This is a genomic window from Brevibacillus sp. SIMBA_040 (genome assembly GCF_046535075.1).
In the GTDB taxonomy this organism is placed as follows: domain Bacteria; phylum Bacillota; class Bacilli; order Brevibacillales; family Brevibacillaceae; genus Brevibacillus.
Genome location: NZ_JAWRXI010000013.1, coordinates 86,459 through 107,810, shown reverse-complemented (window position 1 = coordinate 107,810; position 21,352 = coordinate 86,459). Strand labels below are relative to the sequence as shown.

General features: G+C 48.4%; 18 protein-coding genes. 2 read left to right on the top strand and 16 right to left on the bottom strand.

Annotated elements, in window-relative coordinates; all coding sequences use genetic code 11:
* Positions 1 to 53 precede the first annotated feature (53 nt).
* The 3 genes from SB752_RS21645 to SB752_RS21635 form a co-directional block, all read right to left on the bottom strand.
* On the bottom strand, positions 54 to 1,595 hold the full coding sequence (locus tag SB752_RS21645; RefSeq protein ID WP_410717615.1) for a glutathione ABC transporter substrate-binding protein: 1,542 nt from the start codon (positions 1,593 to 1,595) through the stop codon (positions 54 to 56).
* A gap of 25 nt (positions 1,596 to 1,620) precedes the next feature.
* Positions 1,621 to 2,802, bottom strand: coding sequence for a M20 family metallopeptidase (locus tag SB752_RS21640; protein WP_410717614.1), 1,182 nt, complete (start codon positions 2,800 to 2,802; stop codon positions 1,621 to 1,623).
* A 264-nt stretch (positions 2,803 to 3,066) separates the two neighbouring features.
* Positions 3,067 to 3,654, bottom strand: coding sequence for an NAD(P)H-dependent oxidoreductase (locus tag SB752_RS21635; protein WP_410717613.1), 588 nt, complete (start codon positions 3,652 to 3,654; stop codon positions 3,067 to 3,069).
* A 120-nt stretch (positions 3,655 to 3,774) separates the two neighbouring features.
* Here SB752_RS21635 and SB752_RS21630 point away from each other — a divergent pair, with 120 nt between their 5' ends.
* A complete protein-coding gene (locus SB752_RS21630; RefSeq protein ID WP_410717612.1) occupies positions 3,775 to 4,203 on the top strand; it encodes a MarR family winged helix-turn-helix transcriptional regulator in 429 nt (142 codons plus the stop codon).
* Between the two features lie 138 nt (positions 4,204 to 4,341).
* On the opposite strand, the gene SB752_RS21625 is transcribed toward SB752_RS21630, so the two are convergent.
* The 10 genes from SB752_RS21625 to SB752_RS21580 all read right to left on the bottom strand — a co-directional run bounded on the left by SB752_RS21625 (position 4,342) and on the right by SB752_RS21580 (position 16,594).
* Positions 4,342 to 4,683 (bottom strand): zinc ribbon domain-containing protein YjdM, encoded by a 342-nt coding sequence (locus SB752_RS21625; protein ID WP_410717611.1) that lies wholly within the window; start codon positions 4,681 to 4,683, stop codon positions 4,342 to 4,344.
* A 173-nt stretch (positions 4,684 to 4,856) separates the two neighbouring features.
* Complete coding sequence (locus tag SB752_RS21620; RefSeq protein ID WP_410717610.1) at positions 4,857 to 6,419, bottom strand: alpha/beta hydrolase; 1,563 nt, start codon at positions 6,417 to 6,419, stop codon at positions 4,857 to 4,859.
* 25 nt (positions 6,420 to 6,444) lie between these two features.
* Positions 6,445 to 7,467: a FecCD family ABC transporter permease gene (locus SB752_RS21615; protein ID WP_410717609.1), complete on the bottom strand. Its 1,023-nt coding sequence runs from the start codon at positions 7,465 to 7,467 to the stop codon at positions 6,445 to 6,447.
* Positions 7,460 to 8,467 (bottom strand): FecCD family ABC transporter permease, encoded by a 1,008-nt coding sequence (locus SB752_RS21610; RefSeq protein WP_410717608.1) that lies wholly within the window; start codon positions 8,465 to 8,467, stop codon positions 7,460 to 7,462. Before SB752_RS21610 ends, SB752_RS21615 begins: the two co-directional genes overlap by 8 nt.
* A 27-nt stretch (positions 8,468 to 8,494) precedes the next feature.
* Positions 8,495 to 9,457: an ABC transporter substrate-binding protein gene (locus SB752_RS21605; protein WP_410717607.1), complete on the bottom strand. Its 963-nt coding sequence runs from the start codon at positions 9,455 to 9,457 to the stop codon at positions 8,495 to 8,497.
* Positions 9,458 to 9,568: 111 nt separating this feature from the next.
* On the bottom strand, positions 9,569 to 11,353 hold the full coding sequence (locus SB752_RS21600) for an ABC transporter substrate-binding protein (RefSeq protein WP_410717606.1): 1,785 nt from the start codon (positions 11,351 to 11,353) through the stop codon (positions 9,569 to 9,571).
* 189 nt (positions 11,354 to 11,542) lie between these two features.
* Entirely contained in the window at positions 11,543 to 12,817 is a 1,275-nt protein-coding gene (locus SB752_RS21595) for an MBL fold metallo-hydrolase (RefSeq protein WP_410717605.1), read from the bottom strand.
* A 4-nt stretch (positions 12,818 to 12,821) separates the two neighbouring features.
* On the bottom strand, positions 12,822 to 14,483 hold the full coding sequence (locus SB752_RS21590) for an ABC transporter permease (RefSeq protein WP_410717604.1): 1,662 nt from the start codon (positions 14,481 to 14,483) through the stop codon (positions 12,822 to 12,824).
* A gap of 15 nt (positions 14,484 to 14,498) precedes the next feature.
* Entirely contained in the window at positions 14,499 to 15,611 is a 1,113-nt protein-coding gene (locus SB752_RS21585; RefSeq protein WP_410717603.1) for an ABC transporter substrate-binding protein, read from the bottom strand.
* The gene (locus tag SB752_RS21580) at positions 15,608 to 16,594 is read right to left on the bottom strand and encodes an ABC transporter ATP-binding protein (protein ID WP_410717602.1); all 987 of its coding nucleotides are present in this window, start codon (positions 16,592 to 16,594) and stop codon (positions 15,608 to 15,610) included. Before SB752_RS21580 ends, SB752_RS21585 begins: the two co-directional genes overlap by 4 nt.
* Positions 16,595 to 16,782: 188 nt before the next feature.
* Here SB752_RS21580 and SB752_RS21575 point away from each other — a divergent pair, with 188 nt between their 5' ends.
* The gene (locus SB752_RS21575; RefSeq protein WP_410717601.1) at positions 16,783 to 17,682 is read left to right on the top strand and encodes a LysR substrate-binding domain-containing protein; all 900 of its coding nucleotides are present in this window, start codon (positions 16,783 to 16,785) and stop codon (positions 17,680 to 17,682) included.
* Here SB752_RS21575 and SB752_RS21570 read toward each other — a convergent pair.
* The 3 genes from SB752_RS21570 to SB752_RS21560 all read right to left on the bottom strand — a co-directional run bounded on the left by SB752_RS21570 (position 17,629) and on the right by SB752_RS21560 (position 21,276).
* A complete protein-coding gene (locus SB752_RS21570; protein ID WP_410717600.1) occupies positions 17,629 to 19,137 on the bottom strand; it encodes a serine hydrolase domain-containing protein in 1,509 nt (502 codons plus the stop codon). The genes SB752_RS21575 and SB752_RS21570 overlap by 54 nt on opposite strands.
* A gap of 92 nt (positions 19,138 to 19,229) precedes the next feature.
* Positions 19,230 to 20,600, bottom strand: a complete 1,371-nt coding sequence (locus SB752_RS21565) for a sensor histidine kinase (protein WP_410717599.1) — start codon at positions 20,598 to 20,600, stop codon at positions 19,230 to 19,232.
* Entirely contained in the window at positions 20,593 to 21,276 is a 684-nt protein-coding gene (locus tag SB752_RS21560; protein WP_410717598.1) for a response regulator transcription factor, read from the bottom strand. The genes SB752_RS21565 and SB752_RS21560 overlap by 8 nt, the downstream gene beginning before the upstream one ends.
* Between the last annotated feature and the right edge of the window lie 76 nt (positions 21,277 to 21,352).

Below are 21,352 nucleotides of genomic sequence, written 5' to 3'. Positions count from 1 at the left end.
CTCCTCATCTAAGAGGAAGAGGATGGTTATCCATCCCCCGCCTCATCCATTCGTTATTTTTTTACTGCCTCACGCAAAATCAGTCGTTCTGTATTGGAACCGTAAACGCCCTCTACATTTTTGCGGACACCGATGAATTGGTTCATTTCCACCAGGAAAATCCACGGTGCTTCCTCTTTAATGATGTTCAGAGCCTCGGCATATATTTTTTTGCGTTCTTCCTCATTCGTCGTTTTCATGCCTTTGTCCACTAAGCTATCCAGCTCAGCATTGGCGAACAACGTTCTGTTATTGGTTCCGTCCGAAGAGAAGTTCGGTCGCAGTCCCCAGTCAGCATCGTTCGTCGGAACTGCCCAGCTCAACAAGAAGAGATCATAGCCTGATTTTGGATCGTCGATCGCATCCTGGTACGCGCCCCATTCCCATTTACGGAACTCGACCTGAAATCCAACCGCTTGCAAATTGGCCTGAACAAACTCGGATAGCTGGCGATCCATCAAATATCGACCTTCTGGTGTCCATAGCTTGATTGTTGTACCAGGCTTGACTCCTGCTTCGGCGAGCAGCTGCTTCGCTTTTTCCGGATTGTACTCATACGTTCCTACTGGTGAGAAGCCCCAGGTCAGTTCGGAAATCGCAGCTTGTGTCGGTTTGGCATTTCCCATCATGATTTTCTTTACAATCGTTTCCTTGTCCACCGCGTAGTTCAGCGCTTGACGTACTTTTACATTGTCAAACGGAGCCTTCTGCGTATTCATCCCCATGTAGAGATTGCGATTGCTCGGGTACATGTTGACGGCTACTTGATCACTGTTTTTCAACCGCTCAATATCGGTTGCAGGCACAGGGAGAATGACATCAGCCTCACCCGTCTCCAGCATGAGCGTACGTGCGGCGTTTTCCACGACCGGCTTGATTGTAATCGATTTCAATTTTGGCTTTTCGCCCCAATAATCCGGGTTGGCTTCCAGCACCAGCTTTTCACCGGAAATCCACTCTTTGAACTTGTATGGACCTGAGCCGACAGGAGCTTTGCTGACTCCCTTTCCTTTTTCAGCGACATTCTTCGGACTGTGAATCCCGCCATTCGGGTGAGCCAGTGTCGCAAGAAGCGGAGCATACGGGAACTTCAGGTGAAACGTCACCTTATACTCACTGTCCATGGACACGTTCTCGATGAAATCCGCGAAAAGAGAGCGTCTTTTCAGTTTATTGTTCTTATCTAAAATCCGATCGAAGCTCGCTTTGACAGCCTCCGCATTTACCGGGGTGCCGTCTTGGAACTTGGCGCCTTCTACCAGTGTAAACGTCCAGGCTTTGCCGTCTTCCGATGAACTCCATTCCTTTGCAAGCTCAGGAACGATTTTCATATCCTTGTCGAAGGTAACAAGCTTATCGTAAATCAGTTCAGTAGCATGAAGCGAAATACCATCAGATGCATCCTGCGGGTCCAAGCTGATCGGCTCAGATCCTAGAGCTACCACTAAATCCTTTGGTCCGTCCGAAGCACTTCCTTCTCCCCCAGATGCATTGTTCCCACAAGCGGAAAGAACCACCATGAGTGAAGCGAGCATGAATGAAATCAGTTTTTTCAAACAAATCTCCCCCTGTTTTATTTCTCTAAGACAACCTGCTGCCTTTTGCCACCAAAAACTCTTTTTGAATCTCCTTGAGTACATCTGGCTGGGTAATCAGATCATAGCTGGTACCGGCAATCGCTTTTGCAGCTGCAATAATTGCTGCATGTCCATCTTCGCTATTTCCTGCCTCGACCCAAGCTCGTGTATGATTCGAGACGCCAAACGGGACAAAAGAAACGCGCAGGCATGCCCCCGGAACACGATGGGTAACTGTGCTGAAATCAGTAGAGCCTGTGCTTTGACGCGGCGGTGTAATTTCTCTGGCACCAGCCTGACGGGCATTGTCCAGCAGCAAATCGTTTAAACGCTGTACATTGAGCTTGTTGTCCAATGCTTTTCCTTCGTGAATAGTCAGCTTCGCTCCTACTGCCAGCGCTGCTCCCCGGGCAACGTTATACACCCGCTCCACAACGGTATCCAGATAGGCGCGATCCGCGGCCCTGATGAGAAATTTCGCTTCGGCACGCTCTGGAACAATGTTAGGAGCCGTTCCGCCATCGGTAATTATACCATGTATTTTTACATCAGCCCGAACGTGCTCCCGTAAATATTCAATACCATTAAAAGTCAGAAGCACTGCATCCAAAGCGCTTATTCCTTGCTCCGGTGCAACCGCCGCGTGGGAAGCCTTTCCTTCAAAAACGAACGCTACAGAGTTGATCGCTAGCGACTTTCCATCTACGGTCGTCCGATCTCCGCCATGCATCATTAAGGCAACATCGAGGCAGTCAAACAAGCCTGCTTCCGCCATGGGGACTTTACCGCTCGTCGTTTCTTCCGCTGGAGTTCCGTATACGATAATTGTAGCGGGCGAGTCGCCCAGATTGTTGCGCAGAGCGATCGCCGCCCCCGTAATAGAGGATGCTTGCAAGTTATGCCCGCAGCCGTGTCCAAGCCCTTCCAAGGCATCGTATTCACATAAGAGGCCAATTACGGGACCGCCTTGTTTGTTTTGATACGTAGCCGTAAAAGCTGTCGGCAAGCCCGCTACTCCTTTTTCAACTAGAAACCCGTTGTTCGTCAGAGTGCTCGTGAGCAGCTCGACTGCCTTGAACTCTTGATGCCCCAGCTCGGGATTGCCGTGAATATAATCATTCACCTGAATAATCAGGTCCCGTAATTCCTCGACTGTGTTGTAAATGTTCTCTTTGATTTGAATCACAATGTACCTCCATCCATTTTCATCACTGATTCATAAGCCGTGACAACGTTTTCAAACTCACTCATGGTTGGCTACGTCAGGCTTTACAACTTTAACGTCATCACTTAGCTCGTTTTTCTTTGCGCTATATTCAAACTACTACGATTTCTTAGGTACAGTAAAATAGAACGGATTTATGGGGGTCTTCGAAAAATTCTATGATTCAAACCATGAAACACAAAAAAACCAGCCGGACAGGCTCGTCGACTGGTTTCACGTGCGAATTTAACTGGCGATTTTTTGGAAATAGCGATAGATCTTCTCCAGCTTTTCCGCTTGCTTTCCTTTTGGATGCTCCATATTTCCAAACTCGAAAAACTTCACTTTTTTCATGCCTACGTATTGAAATACTGCTTTTTTCATGAGTATTTTGTGCGCGTTATTCAAGAAAAACAAAGGATAATGCGTTGGCCCCATCATCGACGAAATGCATACGACAGATTTTCCCTTTAGAAGCCCCTCTGGCAGCAGTCCGCCATTGTCCCTGTAAGCAAAATTGGCTGCAAACATTTGATCGATATACCCCATGAGCATCGCAGGTGGCCTTCCCCACCAAATCGGGTACACAAACACAAGCTTATCCGCCCACATGATTTGATTTCGATATTTCTCCAGATTGGGATCGCGGTGCATATCTCTCCTGCGTTTTTCTTCATTAAATACGAGCAAAGGATTAAATTCTTCTTCGTACAAATCTAATACTTGTACTTCCTCGATGGCAGGATTTTCTTTGCTTCCCTTGATGACCTTTTCCAAAAAGGAATAGCTCAAACTTTTATGATTCGGATGAGTGTAAATAACCAACAGCTTCACTATGCGCACCTCTTTATTTATCATTTGATAAGTAAATCATAACACCTTTGCTTTTATTTATCAAATGATAATTGTTATTTGATAATTTATTTGCTATCTTGTCTGTAAGAGGTGTTCAATGTGGACCATAACGATGTTTTTTATAAATTTGTCGCATTCACTGCTTCCCTGCATCGTGTTACGCATGAGTTAACCAAAGATGCGAGGCCAGACTCGATTACTCCGATGCAGTACAGTATCCTTGAACTTCTGGCAGTCAGTCAGCCTGTCACTCCTAGTCAGCTCAGCGACTGTCTGTATATTTCCATGCCCAATACGAGCCGTGAGCTAAGAAAACTAGCCGAGAAGCACCTCATCGAAAAAGTAGAAGACCGCGAAGATCGGCGAAAGCATTACATCCGCCTCTCCAAAGAAGGGCAGCTTATGATGGATAAAGCATTTGCAGGCATTCAGGCCAGGTTTTACAATCGGATCGAGAAGGCTTCCCCTGAAGATGTCGAGGATATGAAACGCGCACTCGATGTCCTTCAAAAGCATCTATTCCAGTAGTACTTACGCTGTTTGTTCGAGAGACTATGATCCTATACGCAAAAAAGCCACTCCAAATAATAGGAGTGGCTCTTTTTTGCGCCAATAACTCTGTGGAGCAGTCGCCGCGTCATGCAAAGCTCCGAATTCGCTTTAGGTTTATATCTTTTTCACAAACTCTGATTTTAATTTCATTGCTCCAAAGCCATCGATTTTACAGTCTATGTCATGGTCACCGTCAACCAAACGAATATTTTTTACTTTCGTTCCGATTTTTACGACTGACGAGGTTCCTTTTACTTTCAAATCCTTGATTACCGATACGGTGTCACCGTCGTTCAGAATGTTTCCGTTGGCATCCTTCACGAGCTTTTGATTACTGCTCGCTTCGGTATCAGCTTGTAAACTCCACTCGTGGCCACATTCCGGGCAAACCAGCATGCTCTCTTGCTCGTACGTATACTCCGACTGACATGCTGGGCAGTTAGGCAATTTAGACATGTTTTTTATACCTCCATCCGATATTGATAATTTTATCATATTAGATTACTTTTACAATTTTACGCCTCAGCGCTCTTCCTGTTTGTCCCTTGCCATTCTCTAAAAAAAACGAACCCTCCCTTGTAAAATTGCACAGTGGAAGGTTCGCTTTTCGCAATACCATCTATTAGTTATTATTGTTTCCGCTGCAAAATAAACCGGAGCAAGCGACTGATCAACGGGTGAACCACTGACACATGCCCTTCTCCCTCAAACAGCTCAAATGCGAGACGCAGACCGTGTCCATCGTAAGACTGCAGCATCGTGTACACCTGCTGTGCGTTTTCAACCATCATTTGCTTTTCCTCGGAACCAACCGCGATCATTAATTGTGCATCGATTTGGTCTCGTTGCAGGCGATTTTCCAGCTCGGGCAAGCGGGCAAGCACGCTTTTGTCATTCCACCAGACAGAAGGGCTTCCGGCAATATAGCTGCGAAAAGCTTCCGGTCGTGTAAAAAGTACGTGCAGGGCAAACCATCCGCCCAGTGAATGCCCAAACAATGCCTGTCTACTCCGGTCAATGGCGTACTTGCTCTCGATTTCTGGCTTTAGTTCCTCTTCGATAAAGGTAAGAAACTCCTCGGCACCACCAGTCGCAGGCCACGGCGAGCCATCTGGCCGTTGACGCATGACAGAAGGGTCCGCCAGCTCAGTATAATCATAGAATCGTTGCTCACTCACAATCGGTTCATCCGATTCATACCCAATGCCAACGATGACTGCCGGCTCAATTCCCAGAGGATGACGCGACTGCAGCCGCATCGCTTCTGCAAGAGAATGGAATGATGCGTTGCCGTCTAACGAATAAATAATCGGATATCCCGCTGACGGAGCTGGTGTCGATGGCACATAGACGAATAGACGGTAGTTTCGGCCCGAATGTGAAGAGGTCATATCGAAATAATGTGTTCCCGGAATGGAGGGCTGAATTGGTTTTTCTATGTCTTTTGCTTTCAGCTTCTCTCCCTCGAAAAGCCATTTCAGAGCATTCGGGAACCGCTCTGCCATAAATACAGCGTCATGCGTCCCCCCATCCAGCACCTCGAAGCAGAACTGTTCTGCCGGAAAGCCTTTGTCCAGCCACAAATCACGCACCTCTAGCGTATTGCGGACCATCTTTTTCTGGGCATTGCGCTTATAAATGCCTTCGCAGCTACCTACCGACATATACAGCCACTGATCCTTGGACGGAGCAGACTGCCCTCGCAGGAAATCCAGGACTCCTTCGTACCAAAAAGAAGCGGAGAGCATGCCGATTTTGCCAAACGTGTCAGGGCGCCAGTATGAAGCAAACATGGAAACCAAGCCACCAAAAGACCCTCCGAGAATCGCTGTATGCTCCCTGTCTGCCTTCGTGCGATAGGTGGCATCAATATGAGGTTTAATGACGTCTGCTACACAATCTACATAGATTCTTCCCTTGCCGCCAAATGGCAAGTTGCCCTCTATCAGCGGTGCAGCTGGCCACGGGGTATATTCATCATTTCGGTTATGCGGCTCGATGCCGACAAGAATCAGCTCTGTAAGCAGCCCTTCACGGAACAGCATCTCAATCTGGTTAATGTTATGGTCGAACTGCTCTCCCCCGTCCTGCACATAGACAACAGGGAACCGAACATCCGATTCATGATAGGAGGGTGGTAAATAGACGATCAGGTTCCAGCCGGCAAGCTCCATGGCTTGATAACGGTTCATATACTCTCTCTCCCTTTTACGCTTCCTAGGTTCTTGACCGCATCAGTAAGTAAATAAAGTAAGGTACTCCGATGATTGAGATGACGATCCCAGCCGCTAATTGTGCAGGTGCAAAGATCGTTTTTCCGATCAGATCCCCCGCTACAACCATTGCGGTGCCAATTACGCCGCTGACCGGCAAAATATGCCGATGCTTCAAACCGACCAGCCTTCTTGCCATGTGTGGAGCGATTAACCCGACAAACCCTATGCTTCCAGACACGGCAACGCTTGCCGCAACCAGCCCGATACTGCCAACTAGCAATGCTTTCTTTTCGCGCTCCACCTCTACCCCAAGACTCTTCGTACTATCTTCCTCCAGCTGAAATAAATCGAGAATCGGTGCTCTCCAGCAAAGAATAGGCGCCAGCACGATAATCCAGGGAAGCATTGTCACGACAAATTTCCAGTTCGCGCTGTATATGCTACCCGCCAGCCATACGACCGCCATCTCGAAGTCCTGCGGATTCATCTTCAAGGAAACGTAAATCGTTAAAGCCCCAAATCCGGAAGAAATTGCGATCCCGACGAGGATCAGACGCTGCGGGTCCAACCGCCCATGCTGCTTCGCAAATAGATAAATCAATGCAGTCGCTAAAAGACCACCAACAAGCCCAAACATCGGCATCGTCATCACAGCGAACCAGCCTGTCGTATTCATTTTTCCTTGAAAAAGCAGCATGAACAGAACCACGGATAATCCCGCACCCGCATTGATGCCGAGAATGGCTGGATCAGCAAGCCCGTTACGAGTAACCCCCTGGATGACTGCGCCTGCGATACCAAGCCCAAATCCGACCAGCGCGCCCAAAACGATACGCGGCAAACGGAAATCGAAAACGACGAGGTCATGATCAGGAACCGGATCAATGCGCAGCAGCGTTTTGACAACCTCGAGAACCGTCATATCAAAAGTACCGTTCGTCACGCTCAAATACACGAGGATGAAAATAATCGCCAGCCCGATGCCAAGCACCGTCCACAAGCGTTTCAATGAGGATTTACCCATTCTTCCCGCCTCCTCTCGTCCGAATCAAATAGAGGAAAAACGGAACACCGAATAACGCCGTAACGACTCCAATCGGTGTTTCAAACGGGTAGTTTACGAAGCGCGAGAGAATATCGCAAAATGCCAAAAACAGCCCACCCAGCACACCGGATACGGGCACGATCCAGCGATAGTCGACCCCTACGAGGAATCTGGCAATATGCGGTACGATCAAACCGACAAAAGCGATCTTTCCAGCAAGCGCAACGGAGATTCCCGTTAAAATAACGACAGCCAGCATCGTCAGCCCTTTTACAAGAGCCGTCCGCTGCCCCAGTCCTGCTGAAATTTCGTCGCCTAGCGATAGCACCGTGATTGATTTGGATAGTGCCATCGCGAGCACCAGACCAACGATCGCAAATGGAATCGACAGCTTGATTAATTCCGGGTCCATCTGATTCAACCGCGCATTATACCAGAAGCTCAGGTTTTGTGAGATTTGATAATACGTTGCGATAGCATCCGCACAACCATTCAGAAACAAACCGATGATCGTACCCAGGATCGCGAGCTTGACGGGAGACAATCCGTTCGGGATGAATCGCGCTATGCCAAACACGAGTACAGCGCCGAGAGCAGAACCAATCAGGGAAATCGCGATGAGACTGACTGATTGCGTGCTTGGCAAAAATACCATGCACATCGTCACGGCAAATACCGATCCATCAGACACGCCCATGATCGAAGGGGATGCGAGATAGTTTCTCGTCATCCCCTGCATGAGTGCTCCCGATACGGCGAGGAACATGCCAATTAACATCGCGCCGATCACCCGCGGCAAACGCGAGGTCATGATGATTTGATGATCGACATTGGCATCGTCGAAACGGATGATGGCGTCCCAGACGGTTTCCGCGCTAATATTTTTCGCCCCATAAAGTACGGATAGCGTAATCAGCAGTACAGCCACTACCGGGGCTACTAGAAGGATGGCAGTAGGCAATGAATGTTTCAATCGCATTATACAACACGCCTCACTGGATTCTACTTACTTGAGGTTGCTCACGAGAGCCTTCAAGAATTCGATTTTGCTGTATGCCGTACCGCCTTGGGCGAGCGGATCAACGATGTTTACAAATGCCCGGCCGTTCTTAACTGCGCTTACATTCTTGAAGATCGGATTATTCTGGATGCTCTCCAAAGCGTTTGGTGTGTCCTTGTTTTCATCCGGGGAGAATTGCACGAACATGATATCCGGATTGATCTCTGCAAATTTCTCGATCGACAGCTCTTCCTGAGCCTTGGCAGCCTTAATTTCAGCAGGAACAGTCAAGCCAAGATCACTGTAGAGAATGGGATTGAAAAATACGGCTTCTGGGTAAATATTGATTTTCCCTTGACGAATGCGCAAGGTAACAACTTTCTTTCCGTTCAGCTTTTCACCTAGCTCGCTTTTTACCTTGGTCAGATCGTCCTTGTACTGCTTGATTGCTTGGTCAGCTTTATCTTGCTTGCCACTCAGCTCCCCGAGCAGCGTCAGGTTTGCTTCCCAGTTAGACGAGACATGCGAGTATGGAATGGTTGGCGCAATCTTATTGAGCTGCTCCACGACTTCTGGCTTAAACTTTGACGAACCGAGAATAACGTCTGGTTTTAGGGACAGGATCTTCTCAAAATTCGGCTCGGTTTTTTCCCCGATTGACTCCGCGTTTTTCGTGATGGAAGAAAACATCGGCGGGAACCCACCAGAGAATGAAATCGCACCGACTGGATTCACGTCCAGCACGATAGAGTCTTCCATTGCTTCCACCGCACCCGTAATGACGATTCGCTCTGTTGATGCAGGCAGCGCATATTCTTTATCTAAATACTTGACGATCTTGGTGCCCGCTGCTGGAGTCGATGGTGTAGCCGGAGCGCTCGTAGTGTTTCCTTCACTCTTTCCTCCGCACGCTGTGAGTGCAACCATCAATGCTGCCATAACCCCTAATCGTAGCGCTAGTTTTTTCATCTGTTTATGTGCTCCCCCTTTTAATAATCCATTCAAATCAATTGATAATGATTATCATTATGGATTATAGAGGAAGACGAGGTATTCCACCATGGACAAAATCCAGAATGGTCATGGACGATTTCCTGAAAACAGTCGAACGGCATCGCTGAGAATTCGATCCATAGCTACCGGCGAATATTCTCGCCACGGGTCCGATTCAATCAACGTCAGCTTCCCCTCCTGAACTGCTTGCAGCGCGAGCCATTCAGGGGATTGACGCAGCTGCTTCCAGCCCTCCAGCGTTTCTGTCTCGCGGCAAACGAGCAGGAGCACCCGGACAGAACCATAAGAGTCCAACTGTTCCAGCGTGAGCGGTCGGTTGAAAACACCGGAAGAAGGGACTCCATCTGGTCTTCGTAATCCAAGGTCGCCATACACGACATCAGAAATGCCTTGATTGCAGGAAGCGTATAAACGGTTCTTCAGAAACCGTACGGGAAGTACAGCCTCCTCACCCAATGCGCCAGCAACCACTTCCCGGGCAAGAGTGCTTCTGCGCTCATAGGCATCGATCCAGCTTTTCGCCTCTGTTTCCTCTCCGAGCTTGTCTGCCAGAGATCGCAGAGCCTTTTTCCAGCCAGCCTCCTCTTCAGATGGAAGCTCAAACGTTTCTGCAATTGCTGCGAGACGCTCCTTTTCCCATGCTTCCAGTCCAGGCGGGCAAATGATTAGGTCGGGTCTTGCCTCTGCAAGAAGCTCAAGATTGGAACGCTTATGCAGGTTGTGCCGATACGCATCCAGATGATAAGGAATGTCTATACCATACCGATCAAAATAATAGCCTGCCCACTTTGGATGCAGCGGTGCAGCGTGCGGAATGAGTTGCAGGGGCAGCAAAAAACCGATTACGGACGCAGAGCCGTACGCTGCGATTTTCCGCTCGCGTCTTCTCAAGAACTGAGTGGGAGACAAACCGTTCACTTTCTTGAATTTACGGCTAAAATAAAACTCGTCATCATAGCCGACCTCATGGGCAATATCCTTCAGCTTGCGCTTGGAGCGAAGCATCAGCCTTTTGGCATTCGCCATCCGAATTTCTGTAAGATGGTCAAGGGCACTGATTCCATATGTTTTTTTGAAAAGGTCGACAAAATATTTGGGGCTGACCTCGGCAATTCCTGCCAGCTGTTCAATCGTCAGCTCCTGGCTGTAATACTGCTCTATGTAAGCCTTCGCACGCGCAAGCGCACATCCTGTATTCGCCCGCGGCTCCTCTTTGGCAGCCGCCAGCGTTTCGTACAGGAGCTCCTGTGCTCCGAGCTGTGCCCGCCATCTTTGCAGCGGGTCGTGGCTCGCTCCATGTTCGATGATAGAACGGCATAAATTGGCCAGCTTCCCGGAAGGCTCTACCACGATTTCCGATCCAGCAGGCAGCCATTTCACCGCCGTTATCGCCTGCAGCTTTCGTTTGCTGCGCGTCGATTCGCCAAACAAGCCGATTCGCAAAATGACAACAGCGAACTCATCTCCATTCGCTGTTGTCATTCCAAAGGTTGTATTCGGGGGACACACGTATACCGTATCAGGGCGCATCCGGCAAGACCGACCGTCGCGCTCCAATGTTCCTTCCCCACCAAGCATCACAATCAGTGCATACGTAACCGTCAGCTGCTTCCCGGCCCGAAAACTGGTACTCCCGCTGATTAGCTCCGCATCCCACAGCTTCATTGTGCATGTATCAATCTCAATCGATCCACGATCTCCAGGAGCATCTATCTCACCTATAAACGCTCGCTTGACGGAAGAATCGTCTGAATCGTCCAGTGTTTGTATGTAGGCAGTGTTGCTATCTTTTGGCACTCGTCGTTCACGGTGGGTTTCTCTATTTACTGATCCATTCGCCTCTTTTTTCATCGAAACGATTCACCCTCCCTTTATTTGATAACGGTTATCATTATCAATATAGAGTATAGCAAAACCCACTTGCCTTAGATAGCTGTCCTGTCTCATTTTTCCACACCCGATGAATGATGCCATATAAAAAGAAAGCAGTGGCAGCCACAGACGCAAAAATAGTGTCTTGGGCTACCACTGGCAGCTTTTTTAGTCAATCATAATCCGATCACCTGGCGTGCAGGAAAGAATATTTTTGTAGCCTTGAGCAACGAGCTTTGCTTGAAGTCGATCTGTCTTCTCTTTTGGGGAATGTACAAGCAGCGTCGTCTTTGGCTTTAGCTGATTGAGCATCCTTGCTACTTCCGGGAGTCCTTGATGGATTTTGTACCGGTGGCGGGTTACTTGCACACACGGCTCCTCCTCGGCTAACAAGCGAGCAGCGCAAGTCCCTGGATAGACGTGGCCCGTCAAAATGATCGCATTTTCCGAGTTGCTCTGAAAAGCTTCCAGCAAATTGGCCGATTCTTTCGATTGCAGCATCGGGTCTGCAGTCAGGAAGATCGTCGTGCCTGAACGAATACTTTTTTGCCTGTTTTGTTCCTGGCTCAGCACCTGGACACGGCTGCTCCACATCTCTTTGTATGGCCCTACCTTCTCTGCCTTTAGCCAAAGCTCCTCTCCAAACAAGGCCTGGAATCCTTGCTCCAGTCGTTCATCACAGATGATTTGTGTATCGGGAAACGCCTCGGCGAGTATTTCAATCAATTCATGTCCCCTGCCAAACCGCGGCACAGGCAGCCATACATGTCCACCCCGCTCCAGCACTCGCTCACAGGTGGAAACGAATTCTTTTATCAGCTGCTCCTGCCCTGTTTCATCATCGGCGTAGGCTGCATCCATGATCGCGAATTGAAGGTCGTGCACATACTCTGGACTGGGCAAATCCGCAATAAGCAGCTTGGAGTCCGGACTGTAATCACCTGAGTAAAAAAGTGTTCTGCCCTCATTCTTGATCAAAAGCCAGATCGAACCAGCCAAATGTCCGCTGGGACCCCAGCACGCCTGAAGCCCTGGCTCAACTGTAAACCATTGTCCGGGTGCAGCCATGTCCTCTACAAATCGGTAACGCACCTGCTCAATATGTTTCTTTGTATAAGGCAGTTCGTACCCGGCGTCCTGCACATATCTTTGCCAGCTAGCAAAATAATTGTCGAGCTGCTGTGCAGTGGAGCGCGTCGTCCAAACTACCCCTGTATACCCATGACGATACAGCATAGGTATCGCCATGGAGTGATCTTCATGCGCATGGGACAAAAAAACGCAGCTCAGCTCCCGAGCCTTGGCAGCATCCAGCAGGGGATACATCTCTTCTTGTCCCTTTTTCACACCACAATCCAGCAGTACAGCTCGCTGTCCAGACTGGACGTAATAACATGAGCGGCCATGCTCACCTGCACCGCCCCAAACCTCAACCTGAAACATTACATCACGTCCTGTCAGCGCCTCGATAGTTCATCACAGCCAGTACAATCGTCGTTAGTCCAACGGAAATGACAGCCATCGCCATCCCGAGTGAAACCTCGCCTTGCTCGAATTGCGCATAAATATACGTAGCCGAAACCTTCATCGACGGCGGTAAAATGAGTAGGGATGCGACCAATTCGCGAATCGAGATCGTAAACGTCATCATCCAGCCTGCCAGCATACTCGGCACAAGCAGCGGCAGTACGACTCTACGAAACGTATACCATGAGGTCCCGCCAAATACACGTCCCGCATTGGTTAAGGAAGCATCGATTTGTTGATAGCCTGATTTTACGTATTGCACGGTATACGGCAAGAAAAGCACCACATACGTGAGCACGACCATCCCGTACGTATTGTAGATTTTGATCGGCATCCACGGGGCGTTCCATAATAAAATCAGCCCGACCACCGTTACAATCCCCGGAACGGTATTAGGCAAAAGACTGAACACATCGGTAATCTTTTCAATCCCCCGATTCGCGCGCTTGATCTGCATTGCCAAAAACGTTCCGATCACAACCGCGACCGTGGCAGTAATCAGTGCGAGCCCAAGACTGTTTAGCAGTGCCTCCATGCCAGGTGATCCCCACGTAAGCAGCTTTCCATAATGCTCAAGCGTAAAATTTCCCCAGCTAAGACCGTCACCGCGAAGCTTTTGCAGGGACGCAACTACAATCGAGAAATACGGGATTCCAATCGAAGTCCCAAGCAAAAAGACGATGTAGCCCCAGGCAGCAATGCGTCCCCACCCTTTCAGCTGAATGATTTTCAGCTTGGAGCCTTTGCCACCTAACGTTTGATAGTCGTAACGCCGCGAGATCAAATTTTGAACATACCAAAAAACAAGGCAGGTAGCCAATAAAACGGAAGCAAGTGCAGTCGCTTTGCTAAAATCAATCGGCCAGCTGGCAGTAAATCGGTGGATTTCACTGGTTAAAACGTGATAGCCGATCTTGCGCCCAAAGGTAGCAGGTGTGCCGAACTCCGCAATCGTTTTGACAAAAACGAGCAAAGCCCCCATCGCATAACTGCCCAGCAGCAGCGGAACGAATATTTTGCGGAAACGGTATACAAACCCGCCTCCGTACACAGCACCGGCTTCCTCATAACCCGCCCCGATGCGTCGCAGCGAGTTGCGCAAAATTAAATAAAGAAACGGGAACAAATGCAGACTCATAATCGTAACCATTCCGAACAAGGAGAAAAAATACGGCGTCAGCTCTTCCGTAGACGGAAGCATCTGCTCCAAAAAACCGCGTCGCTGCATAAACAGCATCCAGCCCATCGCACCAATATAGGGCGGTGTCATAAACGGAATAATCAGCACGACATCCAGCCATTTATGCCTGGACAAGCTCGTTTTCGCGGTCAAAAAAGCCATGGGCAGCGCCAATAAAGAGGCACCTGCCACAACCCAAAAGCCGAGTAGGATGGAATTCGTTAACACCACATTTAATTCCGAATCAAGAATGACCTGCAGCGGTGCCAGTAGATTCAACTGATCATTCGGTGTGACGCTCTCTATCAAAATAAAAAGAAGAGGCACGACGACAAGCAGTGTCATCAGCACGAGTGCCAGCGTCGTACCCCACGACAGGTTTATTCTTGTAGAAGGCTTCATAATGACTCCCGTGTTTTATTTAAATACTCCCAAAAACTCAGAAGTGATCGCTGGACCTTTTTCCGTCATCCAGTTCCAGTCATATTTCAGCAACTTGATATCCTTCACTTGGCTACGGCTCTCATGTGCTGCGATATCCGTACGACCAGGCAGCAGGTAGTTGTCTGCTACTACCTTCTGTGCTTCGTCTGAGAGCAAATAGTCCATAAACAGCTTTGCATTCTCCAGGTTTTTCGCATCCTTCATGATCATAGCCGGACGAGGATTGATTACCGTACCGCTTGCTGGGTACATGATGTTGACATGCTCACCCTTTGCCATCGCTTCGTATGCCATGTAATCGACACCAGCCATCACAACACTTTTTGCACCCGTAATGACAGGATCGAGCGCCTCTTTGTTGGCACCAACCATCGCCACGTTGTTCGCTTTCAACGATTTGAACAGTGTCCAACCACCATCTCCGTGCTCATTCAAATAACCGGAAATAAAATCAAGTGCAGAACCCGACAAGGATGGGTCTGGAATATTAACCGCGCCCTTCCATTCTGGCTTAGCCAAATCTGCCCATTCGACAGGCGGTTTGCTTACCAGCTTTGTATTGTAGGTGATGCCAAGAGCAGATGCACTGTAGCCAAACAAGTGCTTATCCTTGTCCACCCATGTGTCGTAGAGCTTGTCAGCTTGTTGTGCGCCCTCGTAGCTCTGGGTCAGTCCTTGTTCCTTGAGTGCAAGTCCAGATGGCCAGGACGCGAGAATCACGACGTCGGCAACCGGGTTGCTTTTTTCTGCCTCCAGACGGGCGAGGATTTTACCCGTGGTGCCATCGAATTGCTCAACCTTCACACCTGTTTTGGCTTCGAAGTCTTCCTTGATCTTGGCAGCCATCTTACCCGGGCCAGCCACATAAACGGTCAGCTTGTCCGATTTCGGTTTTGCCGTTTCCGTAGTAGCAGTCGCTGCAGGTGCTGTCTGTGTAGTAGTTTGCGCTTCCTTTGGTGCATTGCTGCTTACTGTGTTGCCAGCCGTGCTACTGCTTCCACATGCCGTTACGAGCAACGCGAGACTCATCGTCATGGTCATGAGTACGGACTTACTTACACGCCCCATCTTTTTTGAAGCTTTCATACGTTTACTTCCTCCTTTAGTGGTTGAATCGAATGAATGTCATTGGATGACGCATATACAAGGACATGGGCTCCTGGCTGCAAACGTTGATCATGATAAGCGACCCACACGGCTCCATCCGCAAGCTCCAGTGTGATCTCGTACCGATCTCCCAAGTAGCTTACTCGCTTCACCACAGCCGACCAGCTCAAATCTCCCGGGCGTCCCGTCCAGCGCAATCTTTCTGGGCGAATCATCAGCTCGTCTGGTTCAATCCAGTTGGATTTCCCCACAAACTTCGCTACGAATGGCTCTGCTGGTCGATGGTAGATCGTCTCTGGTGCTCCCTTTTGCAACACCTTGCCCGCCTGCATGACCAAAATGAGGTCTGACATCGACATCGCTTCCAGCTGATCATGAGTAACGTAGATCGCTGTAAGTCCTCTCGATTGCACCAGATGCAATAGCTCTGCCCGCATCTCATCTCGCAAAAGGGCATCCAACGCGCTCAATGGTTCGTCAAACAATATGAGCTTGGGCTCCACTGCGATCGCTCTGGCGAAAGCGACTCGCTGCTGCTGACCACCGGAGAGCTGACTAGGATAGCGCTGCTCCAGGCCTTGTAGTCGCACTGCCTCAATCGCGTCCATCACTCGCTCCCGCATCCCGTCCGTTTGCTTGGACGCTTTCAATCCGAAGGCGACATTCTCGTACACAGTCAAATGCGGCCAGAGCGCGAAGTCTTGAAACACCATGCCCAGACCACGTTTATGGACGGGCTTGAACACCCCTTTCTCAGAGGAAAATACGCACTCGTCGTCGAGCCAGATTTCGCCGCTGTCAGGCGTTTCCAGACCCGCAATCATTCGTAGCAGCGTAGTCTTGCCGCAGCCAGACGGACCGAGCAATGTTGTAAATTCCCCTGATCGGATATGCAGATCAAGTGGCTGGAGCGCTTGCATGGCTCCAAAGGACTTGGTTAGTTGCTTTACGATTAGATCCATTCCCGCAATCCTTCCTGTCTACGAATCTACTATGAGTGTACGTTAGAAGTTTTTTGCTATTGTTAACCTTTCGTCTCATCATCATTAAATTTTCTATTATGATCTATTTGTTCTCATAGATTTTCTCTATAATAGGGGCGAAAAGTTCAGAGGGAATCAGGAAGATACTTTATAAGGAGCGCGCGCCCATGAATATTACGAAGCTGGAAATCGTCATGCTCCTATCCAAATATAAGAAGGTGTCTTCTGTCGCTGAAGTGATGGGCATCAAACAGCCTACGGTGACCTTTCATATGAAAAGCCTGGAGGAACACTACGGGGTACGCCTGTTTGAGCAGCGCGGAGGTGTGATTTTATTGACCGAGGCTGGCAAAGCCCTCCTGCACTATGCGTCCAAAATTACCGCTCTGTCGCAAGAAACAGAGCGGGTGCTTGGGGAGTACCGGGAAGCTCTGCGAGGAACGATCACGATCGGAGCGAGCTATGTACCGGGAACGTATATACTGCCGCAGGTGATCAGCCAATTCAGCCGTGAATATCCGGGAATGTCTGTCAAGCTAATGATCAAGCCCGCTCCTGTCATTTCGCAATTACTTCTGGATCATCAGATTGATCTCGGATTTATTTCCTCCCAGCCGTTTGATGAGCCAAGGCTTCACATTCAACCGATGAGTGAAGATGAACTCGTCATTGTTTATTCAGCTGCTCATCGATTTGCTGCCATGAGCCGCATTGAGGCTTTCGATATTGCACAAGAGCCTTTCATTTTTCACGGCACCCATTCAACCACCAGCCAAATGACAACCAAGTGGGCTGCTGCCCACAACATGCAGCTGCGTTACTGTATGGAGCTGGACTCCCTGGAGTCGATCAAACGGGCGTTAATGATGGGAAACAGCATTTCGTTCCTGTCCAGACAAGCAGTAACCGAGGAAGTGAACAATCATATACTCGCCTTTTCCCCTCTCCCGCCACCTGCGCAAGAGCGCTATGTTTATGCCTGCTACCACAAGGAAAGATGGCTGTCCAAAGGGTTACAACAGTTTTTGCAGATGGTTAGTGCGAATGTCTTTCACAACAACGCTTAACATACGTACACCCTTGATCATGCCAACAGCTAGTAAGAGTACCGGAAAGATAAGCAGAAAATGCGCTATGCCTGGTAAAAACTCCAGAGCTACAGGCCAGGGAACAAGAAATGCGGGAAGGCCTAGTAAAATGACGAAAGGAACGAGTATGTTCAGCAAGACAAGGGCGGTACTTTGAATTATAGTTCGAAGCCTTGTCATTTGGTGGTAAGTGCCTTTCCATTGAAACAATCTACGGAGTGACACTATATACATAGCGACTACAACAAAAGCAATCACATCAATCACCAGATAAGTTGCTTTGAAGCTCGGTAATTCATCTACCGAGGGATTCCCACCGTGCAGCACCTTACTAATTTCCAACGGAATTTGATCGTAGCTCACCATATAATCCATCGAGTTAAATAGTAAAACGACACCATACTCACCATCAATCATGAGATAAGATGAGGAGTTTTCCGTTGCACCACTATGCTCGATGATATTTCCTTTTATACCCCATCCCATGCCGTAATACGTCTCGTCACCGGTGAAAACGGCAGGCTTATGCATTTTGTGTACACTTGTTTCTGATAACAGCATACGATTTTCAAAACGCCCACCATTCATCTGAGCGATCAAATAGTTGGACATATCCTCAGCACTCGATATCAGACTACCATCGGGTACCCCCGCTATTCGGTTCATGATCTGGGTAGGAACGACCAATCCAAATATAGGCTGATGACCCGTAGCCAAACCGTATCTTTTCGCTTCCTCGATATAAGCCGTACTGTTTCTCATGTTTAACGGTGTAAATATGCGCTCCTTGACATAATCACCAAAGGGCTGATTCGCAATTGTTTGAATAATTGCGCCCAAAATTGCATAGTTCAAGTTCGAATATTGATACTCTGCTCCAACCGGTTTAGCAAGCGAAACATCCTTCATCTTGCGAATAAAGTCATCGAGGGGAATGTCATCTGACACCAAAGTTGCTTTGCCTTCATAGGTGGAAATACCACTCGTCTGCTGAAGCAAATCTTTGACTGTAATCTTGGCTGAGGCGATTTCATCTGCCAGGCGGAACCAAGGCAAGTATTGTTGTACAGGTGCATCCAGTTTAATCTTACCTTCATCCACCAACTGCATGGTTGCCAAAGCGGTGATTGATTTTGACGTAGAACCGAGTACAAAAGGCGTTTGGGGCGTGACCGGCTCCCGATTCGGTCCTGTGATCCCGTAGCCTTTTACGTACATGATCTTATCCCCTTTGACGATTCCTATGGATGCTCCGGGAATATGCAACCGTTCCATCGCTTGCTCTATGTACTGATCCACTTTAGAGCTATCAAAAATGGACGCGGCGCCTGCTTTTGTTCCCCAAAAGCCATGCAAAAAAACGATAACCGCAAGCAAAATGACGCTGGCCTTATGCCGTGTTTTCACATTTTCTAACAGTGTGTTTACGCTCATGATTCCATGATCTCCTCAGCTTAGAATAGAATGTCTCATGCATTCACAAACACAGTATAAAGCCCGAATTCTTCCTCCATGTGAACGGAGGATTACAATTCGGGCTTGCAGCACGTTATCGGGAATGTGAGTGAGAAAGTAGTTCCAGTCTCTGGTTTGCTCGAGACGTCTATCTGTCCCTGATGGAGATCGACAATCTGTTTTACGATGGAAAGACCGATTCCATTGCCACTAACATTTCGGTCCCTCGCCTTGTCTACCTTATAGAACGGCTTGAAAATTTGGCTGATCTCACCCTCTGGTATACCGATGCCGCCATTTCTAATGTTCACTAGCACATTCTGGCCTTTTCTCACGGCCTCTATATTGATAACTCCCTGGTCGTCACTGAATTTAATACTGTTTCCAATCAGATTGATCCATACCTGATTCAGCTTGTCTTCATCCGCATATATGAATATCGACTCCAATTGAAGCCGCATGTTCAGATGGTGGGCGGCCCACTGCGGTTCCAAACGAATAACTGCTTGGCGCAACTGCTCATCCAGACGAAACGTTTGCGGTGACAGTCGTAGATGCTCGTGCTCCAGGCTTGATAATTCTAGCAAATCACCGCACAAGCGGGATAAACGGTTGCTCTCTTCTTCAATGATACTCAGCAGCCGCCTCCTACTCTGCTCATCTATAGGATTGTGCATCAGCACCTGTGTAAAGCCTTTAATCGATGTCAAAGGTGATTGAATTTCATGCGATACATCGGAAACAAACCGCCTGCGGATCATATCCAACTTGCCTAAGTCTGCTGCCATGGTGTTAAAGCTTCTCGTGAGTTGGCCTATTTCATCACTGCGATTCGTATGGAGAACCACACGGAAGTCTCCCTTTGCCATTCTTTGTGTCGCTCGGGTCAGCAATTGCAGCGGTCTAATCATATATCTAGCCGCTATTATAACAAGAACACTCCCCAAGCCGAGAACAAACAACTGGAGATACTTGATCAATTGATCAATTTCGTCCAGGAAAAAATCCATTTGCGTTGTAATAAAAATCGCATGCGGCGAACCATTTAGCTCAAAAGGCAGACCAACCGTAATGTTTTCATCCTCACTCGACTCATTGCGATACATGTTGTTTTGCTTCAGCACCTTTTCTAAGTGTGGCTTCACATCCAGCTGATTCTGCACCGTTTTTCCTGGGTTTAGGAGATTTCCTTGGCTGTCATAAATTTGTATGGCATAAAAAGGAATCGAGGAGCTAACTTCCATGAGCGCCTTGGCATCGTTGCTTTCCAATTGCTTGTATGCCTGGATAATCGTTTCCGCATTGGAAATCATCTTTTCTTGTACAATGAAATCGATGCGGCTTTCGAAAAGGTGATTAATCGTGATCCCACCCACGAACAAGCTGATGATGACAGCTGTCAGAAAGGTAATGACGATGCGGGCATACAGCGATTTAATCACGGTATACCTCCATGCGGTAACCCATTCCGCGTAAAGTAATAATCTGGAAGTCTTCGGTATACTCTCGAAATCTGTCTCGGAGACGCTTAATATGGGTGTCAACTGTCCGTTCATCACCGAAATACTCGTAGCCCCAAATGTCACGGATGAGCATATCACGGGTAAAAATTTGGCTAGGATAGCTGGCCAACTTGTAAAGCAGTTCAAACTCTTTTAAAGGTAGCGTCCATTCTTCGCTCCGATCTGAAAAAAGAACCTGATAACTTCTTTTATCCAGAATGACCCGACCCAGTTTTACGATGTGAGAAGTAGCAATGCGATATCTTTTAAGTAGTGCTTTGACCCGCATAACCATTTCCCTTGGTTCGAAAGGCTTACTCATGTAATCATCGGTACCCAACTGGAACCCTTTTATTTTGTCCTCCGCTTCATTCCTTGCGGTAATCATCAGTATCGGTTTGTCACCTGCCTCACGCAGCCGTCTACAAAGCTCCCACCCATCCATCTCGGGCATCATAATATCTACAATGACTAAGTCGACAGAATGATTTGTATAATACTCCCATGCATCCGAACCGTTTTTCTTCTCGACGATTTCCAAACCTTCGCCTTTTAAAAACAGACCTACCAGTTCACGGATATGTGCGTCATCATCCACAACCATAATTGTCGTCACGGCAAGTTCACCCTCATGCGCTATATTCCCGCTATTATAGCACCTATTTCTTTCCTGATTTTGAACGCAGCATGAA